The organism is Ercella succinigenes, assembly GCF_900002895.1.
This window is the reverse complement of the sequence record NZ_CDHP01000073.1, coordinates 113,270-126,320: the sequence shown is the minus strand read 5'-3', so window position 1 is coordinate 126,320 and position 13,051 is coordinate 113,270. Positions and strand designations below refer to the sequence as shown.

The 13,051-nt window shown below is 38.5% G+C and carries 11 protein-coding genes and 1 pseudogene; 2 read left to right on the top strand and 10 right to left on the bottom strand.

The features are described from left to right. Positions 1 to 243: pseudogene (locus AC0KSB_RS15850) on the top strand (IS110 family RNA-guided transposase); the annotation flags it as partial. Between the two features lie 277 nt (positions 244 to 520). Here the strand turns inward: AC0KSB_RS15850 and AC0KSB_RS15845 are convergent. The 9 genes from AC0KSB_RS15845 to AC0KSB_RS15805 form a co-directional block, all read right to left on the bottom strand. Next, positions 521 to 727 (bottom strand): hypothetical protein, encoded by a 207-nt coding sequence (locus AC0KSB_RS15845; RefSeq protein ID WP_472310918.1) that lies wholly within the window; start codon positions 725 to 727, stop codon positions 521 to 523. Positions 728 to 1,102: 375 nt separating this feature from the next. After that, the gene (locus AC0KSB_RS15840; RefSeq protein ID WP_472310916.1) at positions 1,103 to 2,461 is read right to left on the bottom strand and encodes a uroporphyrinogen decarboxylase family protein; all 1,359 of its coding nucleotides are present in this window, start codon (positions 2,459 to 2,461) and stop codon (positions 1,103 to 1,105) included. Positions 2,462 to 2,766: 305 nt separating this feature from the next. Continuing rightward, entirely contained in the window at positions 2,767 to 2,994 is a 228-nt protein-coding gene (locus AC0KSB_RS15835; protein WP_472310914.1) for a hypothetical protein, read from the bottom strand. Positions 2,995 to 3,655: 661 nt separating this feature from the next. Further along, positions 3,656 to 5,206, bottom strand: coding sequence for a xylulokinase (gene xylB / locus AC0KSB_RS15830; protein ID WP_472310912.1), 1,551 nt, complete (start codon positions 5,204 to 5,206; stop codon positions 3,656 to 3,658). A 104-nt stretch (positions 5,207 to 5,310) separates the two neighbouring features. Then, complete coding sequence (gene xylA / locus AC0KSB_RS15825; protein WP_472310910.1) at positions 5,311 to 6,624, bottom strand: xylose isomerase; 1,314 nt, start codon at positions 6,622 to 6,624, stop codon at positions 5,311 to 5,313. Between the two features lie 57 nt (positions 6,625 to 6,681). After that, entirely contained in the window at positions 6,682 to 7,737 is a 1,056-nt protein-coding gene (locus AC0KSB_RS15820) for a LacI family DNA-binding transcriptional regulator (RefSeq protein WP_472310908.1), read from the bottom strand. A 199-nt stretch (positions 7,738 to 7,936) separates the two neighbouring features. Further along, positions 7,937 to 8,707 (bottom strand): fumarylacetoacetate hydrolase family protein, encoded by a 771-nt coding sequence (locus tag AC0KSB_RS15815; protein WP_472310906.1) that lies wholly within the window; start codon positions 8,705 to 8,707, stop codon positions 7,937 to 7,939. Between the two features lie 154 nt (positions 8,708 to 8,861). Continuing rightward, positions 8,862 to 10,307 (bottom strand): NADPH-dependent glutamate synthase, encoded by a 1,446-nt coding sequence (gene gltA, locus AC0KSB_RS15810; protein ID WP_472310905.1) that lies wholly within the window; start codon positions 10,305 to 10,307, stop codon positions 8,862 to 8,864. Beyond that, on the bottom strand, positions 10,300 to 11,151 hold the full coding sequence (locus AC0KSB_RS15805; protein WP_472310903.1) for a sulfide/dihydroorotate dehydrogenase-like FAD/NAD-binding protein: 852 nt from the start codon (positions 11,149 to 11,151) through the stop codon (positions 10,300 to 10,302). The genes gltA and AC0KSB_RS15805 overlap by 8 nt, the downstream gene beginning before the upstream one ends. Positions 11,152 to 11,412: 261 nt before the next feature. Between AC0KSB_RS15805 and AC0KSB_RS15800 the strand changes: the two genes are divergently transcribed. Next, positions 11,413 to 11,925, top strand: coding sequence for a ferritin (locus AC0KSB_RS15800; RefSeq protein ID WP_472310901.1), 513 nt, complete (start codon positions 11,413 to 11,415; stop codon positions 11,923 to 11,925). A 9-nt stretch (positions 11,926 to 11,934) separates the two neighbouring features. Here the strand turns inward: AC0KSB_RS15800 and AC0KSB_RS15795 are convergent, their stop codons facing one another. Next, a complete protein-coding gene (locus tag AC0KSB_RS15795; RefSeq protein ID WP_472310899.1) occupies positions 11,935 to 12,855 on the bottom strand; it encodes a CHAD domain-containing protein in 921 nt (306 codons plus the stop codon). Positions 12,856 to 13,051 lie beyond the last annotated feature (196 nt).

Below are 13,051 nucleotides of genomic sequence, written 5' to 3'. Positions count from 1 at the left end.
AGACAACGTTATCAAGTACTCAAGCATAGACGGGGACATAAGAAAGCAATTATCGCCATCGCTCGTATGATGCTTTCCGTCATTTATACACTTTTGTCCAGAGGAGAGCTTTTCTCAAAAGAGCTATATGAGGAATCTCTTAAAAATCCTATGGTTATATTGTCTCCGGAAGAACAGTTCCAGAGACTGGCAAAAAAGTTTGGTTATGTAGTTGTCAAGGTTCATGAGCCGGTTCCTGTATAGGTAAGGCTCAACATTATTTTCTTCTTAGTCCGTTCCTAACGGCTTTTTTCTGTTGCCGTTAACTCGGTGAATGACTTCTTTATTAAATGTGCCTTATGATTCAGTTTTCTACCTTCTTTCTCTTATAAATTTAATATAGAGCTTTTATCACTAGGCTCCTTTCCTATGATTTATTCCTCTATAAACTATAACGATCGACAAAAGCATTTTGTGACAGGAAATTTTAAAAGTTTTTTTAGAGAATTTTTAGAAAATTCTAAAATTCACCCAGATAGATTCAATTCTTTAAACCTTTAACTACATTTTCAATGTCTTGAAATAGGCAGTCTAAAGAAGCACTGATACTAGTAAAGAAACTTCTCGAATAATCAAAAACAGATTCAATAGATATGTACAAACTCACTCCTGCAACGATAATAGCAAAAGCTAGTATTAGACTTTCTTTCACATAACTGTTTTTTATACCGTTTGGATTATTAATCATTTTTCTACCTTCTTTCTCTTATAAATTTAATATAGAGCTTTTATCACTAGGCTTTTTTCCTATGATTTATTCCTCTATAAACTATAACGATCTAGATGACCATTTTGTGACAGGATTTCAAAAAAAATTTGTAAGGAATCTTTTGCTATGGGGAGTGTCAATGGAATTAGGACATAATAACCGCACTAGCTAAAACCCCTGTCTGGCACCAAGTTCCATACAAGGGTTTTAATTAAATTCTTCAAATTTGTTAAGCTGAAGTCATTTCAACAGATTCTTCTGATATGTGTGCCTGGCACTTGGTGCCATACAAAAGGGTGAAAACACAACATTTTCACCCTTTGTTTTACTTTCTTTGTCAGGCACCTTTCTTTATTACAAACCCTTGGCAGCCATAGCGTCTTTTAGAACTTGCATAAATGTTGCTTCATCAGGAATGATGGAGACAAATTTAATCTGACCATCAACAACAATCGTAGGAACATTGCTGACACCTAATTTCATCATAGCTACCACACCGGCTTTATCTTTTATTTTATGTTCTTTATATTCAATTGCATCGCCTAATTTTCTGGCGGCGGTATAAACAGCTTCCATCATATACTGGCAGGGAGCACATGATTCTGAATCAAGAGTTATTACATCAATATATACTTTGGATTTGTCAGAAAAATCAGCTAAAGATACCTCTACGCCTTCAAGCGGATTAGATGATTCCATGAATTCTGCAATTTCATCATGAACAAGAGCTGAAACAGCTTCGACATTTTCAGGTGGTACATCAAAAGGCATATCACATCCGGGAGCAAGCACAAACCCTTTTTTGCCACCTATTGACATGCAGTTCATAGCATCATTTACATTATCGGTTGGTGTTCCAAAAAGCATGGTGACAGTCAGTTTTATATTTCCGCCAAAAGACATATCATATTTCTGACAGACATCACGAACATAATCGAGTGGAATATTCTCATCAATTGACAATCCATGTGCATGACATTGACACATGACTTCAATGTTATTTTTTGCATTTCCACAGACAAAAAGTGTTCCCAGTTTGTCTTGTTCACGAATATAATCAAAAACCTTTGTCATATAAGGCGTAACAAAATCGGTGAAATTATCTGGAGATATCTGTGAAGTCATGGGATCAACGACAGCAATAATGTCACAACCAGCTTCAAGATACATACGGCTGGTTTCAATAGCAACTTTCGTCGCAAATTCCATCAATTCATGAACCAGCTCCGGCTCATCGATCATATTATAGAAAATATCTGTTCCCATCAAATGCAAAGCGAGGGTAAAAGGTCCGGTAATAAGACCATAAATAGCTTTTTCCTTACCCACACCGTTACAAATACGGCGCATGGCATCTAAAACTATTGGGAATCGTCCATCTTTTTCAGTAGGTATTTTTATTTCAGATAGACTTTTACCACCTTCTTCCAGAGGATGTGTGCTTACTGCCGGAGGATTTGATTTTGCCCATTGAAGTTCACAGCCCATTGCTTCTGCTTCAATCTGGAGATCAAATAAAGCCGGAATACCATCAGGTCTATACCGTTCTACCGCAGTTTCCATTCCTTTTACAATCAGATCTGCTGATTTAAAGTACTCGTCTGCGTCTACACCGATAAGTTTTGCAGCATGACAGCCGACAAAAGGCACCCAGGGTATTCTTTCCGTTTCCTGATTTTTAATAGCAGCCAGAACTAATTCTTTTGAATTCATAAAATCCTCCTCAAGTTGATAATTTGACTTCATTAATAATTTGATTTCATTCTTATACAAAGTGAAAATGCATAAAATTTATCCTTACACAATTTATAAACCATATAGAAAGTTCTGTATAAGCCAATTATTGACTTTTTTTGTAACTATTTGCTATTAATCTCAAGAAATTAACAAGCTGCTTCTTTGCAATCGGGTAGGACCCCGGTCATTATTTGACCGGGAGACCTCCCACACCACCGTACGTACCGTTCGGTATACGGCGATTCCAAAGTTTACAGTTCACGAATTAGAATAAATTTCCATTAAACTGAGATATCCGGCTTGTTTGAAAAAAACAGCTTACCTGCTACTTTCCACTTCGAGCACCACTTTTTTATTGTATCAACTGGGATATCAACAATTTGGTGAATTTCTGTGTTGTCTAAATTCTCCAGTGGCAGCATCATTCTCAGTACTGCATCCTTGATTCTCTTGGGATGGCGTTTCGAACGGTCTACTATGTGTCGTTGCTTATTTTTTTCAGGTTCCATTTAAGGGTTCCTTTCTGCATTTTTGCTACGACAACTATTAGGGGTCAGACAAATAAAGTAGGTAAAATCGTTAAAAAGCCTATATTTCAGCGGTTTTCAGTATTATTGCAAATAGGCCTGTCTGGCACCAAGTGCCAGACAGTCAAATCTGTTGTATCAACCAGTAACATACTAATACCAGCGGTTTTCGGCATTGTTGCAAATAGGCCTGTCTGGCACTTGGTGCCAGACAACGTTATCGCTTTAAATCGTCAAATGTGTTGATATAAAGACACTTCAAAGGATTATTCTGATATCCTTGTCTGGAACTTGACCTGCTGCCATTAACTCTATTCACTGCTATGCACGGGACAATCCAAGATTAATTGATAATGTCATGAGTTATGCTTTAGATCCCGGAACTTTGCCTCAATGAACCCATCGGATTCTATGCTTCCTTCAGATTCCACCTCGCAATGGATACCCTTGCCTTGCCTTTACTTTAGCTAATGGTTGGTCGCTACATACCCCCATAACGGACTCTCACCGTCAAGTAAAGTGCCATGCGTGGCACACCACATGTAAAAGGCTGTTTCCTCAAATTGAAGAAACAGCCTTTTGACAAAAATACTATTGATATTAATGATTGAATCATTCTCCTTAAAATTTCAGAAAATTAAACTCAATCTTCAAAACTCCATTTCAAAGCATCATACATGCGTACATAGCGTTGATAAAGTTTCTCATATGTGTCCTTGTTTGCAGGATTGGGCAAAGTCTCACTTTCAGGTTTGATCAATGGCACAGTTGCCGCCAGATCAGGCCATACTCCTGCCGCAACGCCGGCTACGAGAGCAGCTCCGAAAGATCCGCCTTCGGCAGAACCATATACAGTCCTTACCGGCATCTGGAAAAGATCAGCGAAAATCTGACGCCACAGAGGACTTGCAGCACCTCCTCCAGCAAGAACAACTTCACCTGATCCTTGAAGAGTATCACCCATACCGTCAGCTATAAGATCATAGACCTGACGCAGGGAATAAGCAACACCTTCTAACACAGCTCTGGCGAAATGTCCCTTCGTATGATGTGAGGTAAGCCCCAGGAATCCACCTTTGGCGGCAGGATCATTAATCGGACAACGTTCACCTGTCAGATAAGGCAGGTAAATCAGTCCGTCGGCACCGGCATTAGTTGCTTTAGCAGCCTGATCCAACAGATAGAATGAACTTTTGCCTATCTGTTTACCCTGTTCGATCTCTTGTTGTCCCAGAGCATTCCTGAACCAGTGATATGATCCGGCAGCAGCAAGGGTAACACCCATAGCAGTAAAGGTTCCTGGGCTGTTGCCACGGAAAAGCTGCAGGCTCCCTTGTGGATTATCCATGAATGATGGCAAACCCATTGCTACAACGCCTGATGTCCCAAGAGTAACAGCGACACGGCCAGGCTTTACAAGCCCCAGCCCGGTGGTAGAAATAACAGCATCTCCTCCACCGCCTGAAACCATCGTACCTTGTGGCAGACCTGTTTCCTCCGCTGCTGCGGCAGAAACCTCACCGGTGATGTCAGTTGATTCCACTGCAGGAGGGAAAATATCAATGTCCAGGCCAGCTAACTTTATCAGCTCTTCATTCCATTTTTTGTTTTTTACATCAAAAAAGCCAAAGCCTGAAGCATCCGAAACATCAGTTACTTTTTTACCTGTCAGGCGAAAGCGAATATAATCTTTTGGATTAATAACAACTTTTACCTTCGCATAATTTTCTGGTTCCTGTTGTTTTAGCCAAAGAATTTTGCCGCCGGTATATCCTGTCAGCATCTGATTGTTAGTGTAACTAAGAAGAGAATCCAGACCACCAGCTTTTTCTGTAATTTCCTGGCACTGACTTTCTGTTCTCTGATCATTCCAGAGAATAGCATTTCTGACTACCTGATCATTTGAATCCATAGCAACCATACCATGCATCTGACCAGAAAAACCGATTGCCTTGATATCGTAATTATCACATTTTGGTAAAACAGCTTTTAAAGCTTTCAGTGTTCCTTGCCACCAGTCTTCTGGATCCTGTTCTGTCCAACCAGTCTGTGGCGTATAAAGAGGATATTCTTCTATCGCCGTAGCAAGAATCTGTCCGTCCTGCGCTAATGCCAGAACTTTCACACCAGATGTTCCAACATCTATTCCTATAAGGCAAACTTGTTTTGTCATAATGTGCTGACCTGTTCTCACAGGTCGCCCCCTTTCCCATTCTTGTTATTTTGAAATTATAATAAGATACGGAAATCTTATCAGTAACATGAAAATATGGCAAATAATCAGTGCATAAAGCATTATCAGGCAAAAAGCATCGAATTAAGTATACCTTCCAGATATTCCTGTCTACCTGAGCCAACTTTAACATCACCCATCTGCAGAGCATATTTTTCAAGCTCATCAATACTGATCTCGCCTTTGATTATTTTCTGTCCCATATCCTGATTCCAGCTGGCATAACGTTCATCAGTGAATGAATCTATACGTCCGTCTTCTATAATTCTCTGAGCCATTTTCAAGCCAAGAGCAAAAGTATCCATTCCAGCAATATAGCTATAGAAAATATCTTCATTAGTATTAGAAGCACGGCGGGTTTTAGCATCAAAGTTCAAGCCGCCTTTGGTAAATCCACCTGCTTTAAGCAGTTCATACATGGCAAAAACAGTGTCATATATATTGGTTGGGAATTGATCGGTATCCCATCCCAGCAGCATATCTCCCTGATTTGCATCGATTGATCCAAAGAAACCGCTTTCACGAGCCAGTCTTAGCTCATGCTGGAAAGAATGGCCGGCTAAGGTTGCATGATTAGCTTCAATATTGAGCTTAAAGTCTTTGTCAAGACCATAATTGCGCAGGAAACCGATAACAGTTGCTGAGTCAAAATCATACTGATGCTTGGAAGGCTCTTTAGGTTTAGGTTCAACATAAAAATCACCTTTAAAGCCAATGCTGCGAGCATAATCTTTTGCCAAATGCATTAATCTGGCAAGATTATCAAGCTCCATACCCATTTTTGTGTTGAGAAGTGTTTCATAGCCTTCACGTCCACCCCAGAAAGTATATCCTTCACCACCGAGTTTTACCGTAAGTTCAACTGCTTTTTTTACCTGAGCAGCGGCAAAAGCAAATACGTCTACACTTGGAGAAGTTCCTGCACCATGTGCATAACGAGGATTTGAGAATAAATTGGCAGTACCCCAAAGAAGTTTTTTATCATATTTTTTCTGCAGATCCAGTAAAATATCTGTTATTTCATCAAGGCGTGCATTTGATTCTGCCAGACTTGATCCCTCAGGAGCAATGTCACGATCATGAAAACAATAAAAATCTATACTAAGCTTATCCATAAGTTCAAAAGCAGCATAAGCTTTGTTTTTTGCACTTTCCATCGGATCTGAAGAACCGTATTTTTTTGACAAAGTTCCATTGCCGAACATATCTGATCCTTCTGCAACCATTGTATGCCAGTATGACATAGCAAATCTCAGATGATCACGCATACTTTTACCAGCAATCATTTCATCAGGATTATAAAACCTAAACGCTAGTGGATTGTCGGATTGATTTCCCTCATAACCTATTTTTTTGATACCTGGATAGAATTCTGACATAGTAAAACCTCACTTTCATTTTGCCTTTTTGGCCTTTGGTTGTTCCTTTTTTCTTGTTCACATGTTTTCACTTATAACTATTTCATTTTTTGTCCAGTGACAAATCGGGGGTCTGGTATTATCTAAAAGATAATCGAATAGCATTTTTATTGGCAAATAGCCTTGCATATAAGGTTCCTGCTCAATCGCTGCAGTCATCACAGCATCACGAAGATATTGCTCTATACTGGGAGTGCGGTCAAACCCAATTATTTTTACTTTGTGCTGCAAACCTGCTTCAACTATAGCTCTGCAACATCCAGATGCACCACCGGCAGTTATATAAACTGCGTCAAGAGGAAAGATATTATTACAAATCTGCATATTCTGAATATATTCACACATTATTTGGTAGGCTTTTTTATCATCATCTTCTGTTTCAAAAATGTCTTTTACCTTTATATTGGGAAAAGTATTTTTCAAAACTTGATGGAATCCATGTATTCTCTGATTATGTCCAAGCATCTGCACAGATCCTGTCAGAACAATAACATTGTATTGCCTGCCATCCGCTATTCTCCCTAAAATACCTGCAGCAACAGCACCACTTTTATAATAGTCATTCCCAACATAACATAATCTCTCTATGTCACTAATTTCAGAATTTATATCTGTGTTAAATGTTATTACAGGAATTCCTTTTTTATTTAGTTCTCTAAGTTTATTGTGTATAAGCTCATGATCTATAGGTACCAGAGCAAGAGCCTGAATACCCTTTTCCAATAGTTCGTCAATCTGCTCAGACTGCTTTTTTGCTGAAAAGCCTTTCATAGTGCGCCAATATAATTTAAGTCGGAAGTCTGAAAGTTCAGATTGAGCTTTTTTTTGACCTTCAGTAATCGCCTCGAAAAAATCATTACCTTCAGAAGGCATCTGTATGCCTATCCTTAATGATGTTTTATGTAAGCCTAGAAGTTTTCCGGCACGATTCGATTTATAACCAAGTTCATCTGCTATTTTAAGCACATGTTTTTTGACATCAGGATTTATTCCAGGACGATCATTGAGTGCCCTATCTACTGTCCCTCTGGAAACGCCTGCCATCTCGGCAATCTGTTTAATCGAAACGCCCATTAATTATTTAACCTCCCTTCACCAATATTTTGTCATGCACATTCTCAATCTTGTTTAGGACTTTTTGATTTTCGGATGACAAATAATATTTCTACCCTCTTTCGCCCGTGCTCGAGCACGGACAATTTTAGAATATACCCTTGTCACTATAAAGTCAAGAGCAAAGACATATTGAAATAAGCAAAAATAAAAAAGGCTTTTATTGAGTCATAACACTATTATTTAATTCACCAATGCCTTCAATCTGGATACTTATCTGATCACCGGCTTTCAACTGACCTATACCGGCAGGTGTTCCAGTTGTTACAACATCTCCTGCATCAAGAGTCATCATATGACTTATAAAAGAGAGCAGCTCATAAACATTCCAGATCTGAATTGATGTTCTTGCCTGCTGTTTTATCTCACCATTAAGTCTGGAGATAATTTCCACATCATTAGGATTTATTTCATCTGTTATCCAGGGTCCTATCGGTGCAAAAGTATCAAAGCATTTTGCTCTTGTCCATTGTCCATCTGTTTCCTGTATATCCCTTGCGGTTACATCATTTAAACAGGTGTATCCCAAAATAAACTTTCTTGCATCTTCAACACTGATATTTTTTGCCTTATGTGAAACTACAAAAGCAAGTTCAGCTTCGTAGTCAACTCTTTTGCTGGTATTTTCTGGAGGTAAAATAATATTTTGATTTGGCCCGATAACAGTACCGGAAGGTTTAATAAACAGAATAGGGGTATCCGGCATTAAAGTATCATTTTTTAATTCTTTTATATGATCCTTATAATTTTTCCCGACAGCAACTATTTTGCCGGGTTTGCAGGGAGCCAGCCAAACGCATTTTTCCAAGTCTATCTCTGATTTGATAGGCAAGCCGCCATAATAAGGTGGGGCATCAAGAATATGGGTTGAATTGTCGTCTATCATAACCCATTCGGGATTGCCTTTATACATAATTCTTGCATATCGCATAGTGTAATCTCCTTATCACTTAATCTTAAAACAGCGGTTGATTTTACAAATCATTTTATACCTTAGTGGCTAAATAGTACATATACTACACAATTGAACTATCTTAAATTACAAAAAAACCCGGCTCATTCTCTGGCCGGGTTTTGTAAGTTATTTAATTTTCTGGTTTGGTTACAGCAAAGAAACAGGCCGGATTTTCGGGATCTTCAGAGAAGCCCTTGAGATATTTATCTATTGCTTCAGCCGCCTGCTTACCGGCACCCATGGCAAGAATTACAGTTGCAGCACCTGTCACGGCATCACCACCTGCATATACACCTGGTTTACTGGTTGCCATCGTTTTATCATCTACAATTATACCGCCCCAATCCTGAGTTTCCAGACCTTTTGTTGATTTTATCAAAGGATTTGGACTCTGACCTATAGCCATAATTACTGTATCCATTTCAATTTCAAATTGAGAATCAGCTTTAACTACAGGTCTGCGTCGTCCACTTGCATCAGGTTCTCCTAATTCCATTTCTACACATTGCAGAGCTTTAACAAAGCCATCTTCTGTACCTAAAATCGCAGTAGGATTTGTTAGAAGTTTCATCTTTATGCCTTCTTCTTTAGCATGGTGATATTCTTCAATCCTGGCAGGCAATTCAGCTTCAGACCTGCGATAAACAATATAAACTTCTTCAGCACCTAGTCTTCTGGCACTTCTGGCGGCATCCATGGCTACATTGCCACCACCTATAACAGCAACTCTGCGGCCAACTTTTACCGGAGTATCACAATCAGGAAATTTATATGCTTTCATCAGATTTATTCTGGTCAAAAATTCATTTGCAGAATAAACACCGTTGAGATTTTCACCAGGTATTTTCATGAAGGAAGGCAGACCTGCGCCTGTGCCTATAAATACAGCACGATAATCTTGTTCCTGCATAAGCTCATCTATATCATATATCTTGCCTATAACCATATTTGTTCTTATTTCGACACCTAGATTCTTAAGATTAGCTATTTCTCTTTGAACAAGAGCCTTGGGCAATCTGAATTCAGGTATGCCATACATCAGAACACCGCCTGGTACGTGAAAAGCCTCAAACATGGTAACAGCATATCCCATTTTTGCCAGATCTCCGGCGCAAGCCAGACTTGCCGGTCCGGAACCTATGACAGCAACTTTTTTACCATTGTTTTCAATTTGAAGTTTTTCACTTTGCCTGTTTGCCATATACCAGTCTGCAACAAATCTTTCCAATCTGCCAATAGCAACAGATTCTCCTTTTTTGGTGCGTACACAAAGTTCTTCACACTGATTTTCCTGAGGGCATACTCTACCGCATATTGCAGGAAGATTGTTTGTTGTAGCTATCGCATCATAAGCAGCAGCAAAATCTCCTTCTGCTACCAGTTTAATAAATTCTGGAATTTTCACCCTGACAGGACATCCTTCCATACAAGGTTTATGCTTGCACTGAAGACAACGCTCAGCCTCTTCTTTTGCCATTTCAGCAGTGTATCCGGTTGCAACCTCATGGAAATTTCTATTTCTTATCTCTGGCTCCTGCTCAGGCATTGGTACTTTCTTCTGTGAGAGATTAGGCATGATTGCGTACCTCCCCTGTCAATCGGCAGGCATGTTTATCCAAAGAAGTTTTCTCATCTTCTTTATAAAACTGCTGTCTGCGCATCGCTTCATCAAAATCAACTTGATGTCCATCAAAATCAGGGCCGTCAACGCAGGCAAATTTTGTTTCCCCGCCAACAGTAACCCTGCAGCCACCGCACATTCCCGTACCATCAACCATTACCGGATTCATACTTACAAGGGTTTTAATATTGTATTCCAAAGTGAGTTTGCTAACAAATTTCATCATTATTAAAGGACCTATTGCTATAACCAGATCATATGAATTTCCGCTTTCAATTAAAGTTTTTAAAGTGTCTGTTACAAAACCTTGTTTACCGTTAGAACCATCATCAGTGGTTATAAACAGACGACTGCATGATTCTTTCATTTCTTCTTCTAGAATGATCAGATCTTTATTGCGAAAACCACAGATCATATCTACCTGGGCACCTGATTGATAAAGTTTTTTTGCTTGCGGCCATGCAATCGCTGATCCCAGACCTCCTCCAATAACAGCAACCTTTTTATAGCCCTCTAAATGAGTCGGCACACCTAAAGGACCTACAAAATCGAGCAGATAATCTCCCTGCTTCATTTCGGATAACTGTTTTGTTGTTTTCCCTACAATCTGAAAAACTATTGTAACTGTACCTTCGACTGCATCGTATGCAGCTATAGTCAGTGGTACTCTCTCGCCTTCATCATCAACTCTGAGAATGATGAACTGTCCCGGTTGTGCCTTTCTGGCAATTTCCGGTGATTCTATCTGCATCAGAACAACAGATGGATTCAAATCCTGTTTTTTGAATATTTTGAACAAAAACGCAGCCCCCTTTGTCTCGCTTCTTTTGTTATTTTACCTCTCTATTATAAAAGCTTTGTTTAATTTTGCAATCTTATCGGCCTAAAATTGCAAAAATTGATATAAAGTGATTCTTTTTCATACCATAACATGATAACCTTACACAAACATTTTTTTTGTAACATTTCTGTTGGCGGTTGTTAAGATAGTACCTTATAATTAAACAGAATCTTGTAATACTGTCAAAACAAGCAATAATATGGGAAGAAGGTAATAATTATGAATTCAGAATTAGCAAATGCAATCAGTGATCAGATTAACAAAGAATACTATTCCGCTTTCCTTTATCTAGCAATGTCAAACTGGTGCTCAGACAAGGGTTTCAAGGGAGCTGCCAACTGGATGTATGTTCAGTATCTTGAAGAGCTAGCTCATGCACAAGGATTTTACCAGTACATGCAAACAAGAAGTCAGCCTGTTACTTTTAAGGCTATCGACGACCCCAGCGGAGATTGGACAGATCTGTTGGATATTTTCAAAAATACTCTTGCACATGAACAATTTGTTACAGATTCTATAAATAATCTTGCGACTATTGCAATGAAGGTAAATGATCATGCGGCGTATATTTTTCTGCAGTGGTACATAACCGAACAAGTAGAAGAAGAAGGTAATGCTAATGATATGATCGATAGGCTGACACTTGCCGGCGAAAACACAAATGCACTGCTTAATATTGATGATCAAATGGCAACCCGTGTATTCGCACCGCCGGTTATTCCAAATATCTGATATCACATATTATAATTGTAACCAAGTAACTATTTGATTATTAAGCTTTGACAGATCAGCAGCAGCCAGCTGATCTGTCATTTTTTTTTGTAATTGTTGCTCTAGAACATCTACAGACTTGCATAGATTTGAATATTTACCTGTTCTATTGTTTAGTTTTTTCAATGTACTTTTTAAAAAATAAATGTCATGCCATATTCCCAGCTCTGATTGAAGTTTTTTTATTTTATCAATCAAAAAAGATTTTTTGTTTTCACTGTAAAAGGAAAAAAACTCCGTCAGGTAACGCATTTTTTTGCAGGCTATACGAAGTCTGTGAAGATCTGCTTGCTTTAACTGAGAAAAAGCATTTATATCGGCAGCCGCTCTAAAAAGCACTGCCGGAGCTATATTATTCATTTTATATTCACTTTTGCCAGGGCTAAGGCTACAGGAAATTCTGCGCGCTGCTTCAGGAGAAGAAATAATGAGCCGTAATTCTCGCATGCTGATTGAAAAATTATCCGAATTAATGAAGTCAGAAAGTTCCTGCCATGACTTTTCTCTTTTTATATTTAGATAATCGCATAATTCCTGACACTCTGTTTTCTGAATTTCACAATCCTCAGCATTTAATTCTGTTTTTGATAAAAAACTGATCATAACATCGTAATCTCTGAGTTTCCCGGTTTTTCTTAGTATTTTTTTAAAAGATTCAGTCATAAACTCAGCAGTTTGTGATTCAACAAAGGAATTTAGTCCTTGAATTATTGAAAGGCATCTGCGAGAAGATGTGCGAAGATCATGCACATCATCTGTTTTTTCTATATGCTGGCTGAATTTACTATCTTTAATAATCTGCATTTTCAGGTAAATAATTTCGGTTTGGGCAAGCATATAAACTGCCAATGCATCACCAAGTGAAATATCTTGAATAACTGATGACTCCATACAAGCCCCCCTGCTTATAGTAACCATTTGAAAAGCAACTGTTCAAAAACGTCAACTGTTCATATCACATCTAATCAGGCAATATCCAACTGAAAAATAATTTATTATTTACATTTTAACATATAAATTTGATTCTTTTTTTACTCTCTTGTTTTGTCGTCATTTAATTTCGTGTATAATGAGAGGTGATGTTTAT

Coding starts and splice junctions, on each gene's coding strand:
- AC0KSB_RS15845 (WP_472310918.1), bottom strand. CDS start 727: ATGATTAATAATCCAAACGGTATAAAAAACAGTTATGTGAAAGAAAGT.
- AC0KSB_RS15840 (WP_472310916.1), bottom strand. CDS start 2,461: ATGAATTCAAAAGAATTAGTTCTGGCTGCTATTAAAAATCAGGAAACG.
- AC0KSB_RS15835 (WP_472310914.1), bottom strand. CDS start 2,994: ATGGAACCTGAAAAAAATAAGCAACGACACATAGTAGACCGTTCGAAA.
- xylA (WP_472310910.1), bottom strand. CDS start 6,624: ATGTCAGAATTCTATCCAGGTATCAAAAAAATAGGTTATGAGGGAAAT.
- AC0KSB_RS15820 (WP_472310908.1), bottom strand. CDS start 7,737: ATGGGCGTTTCGATTAAACAGATTGCCGAGATGGCAGGCGTTTCCAGA.
- AC0KSB_RS15815 (WP_472310906.1), bottom strand. CDS start 8,707: ATGCGATATGCAAGAATTATGTATAAAGGCAATCCCGAATGGGTTATG.
- gltA (WP_472310905.1), bottom strand. CDS start 10,307: ATGCCTAATCTCTCACAGAAGAAAGTACCAATGCCTGAGCAGGAGCCA.
- AC0KSB_RS15800 (WP_472310901.1), top strand. CDS start 11,413: ATGAATTCAGAATTAGCAAATGCAATCAGTGATCAGATTAACAAAGAA.
- AC0KSB_RS15795 (WP_472310899.1), bottom strand. CDS start 12,855: ATGGAGTCATCAGTTATTCAAGATATTTCACTTGGTGATGCATTGGCA.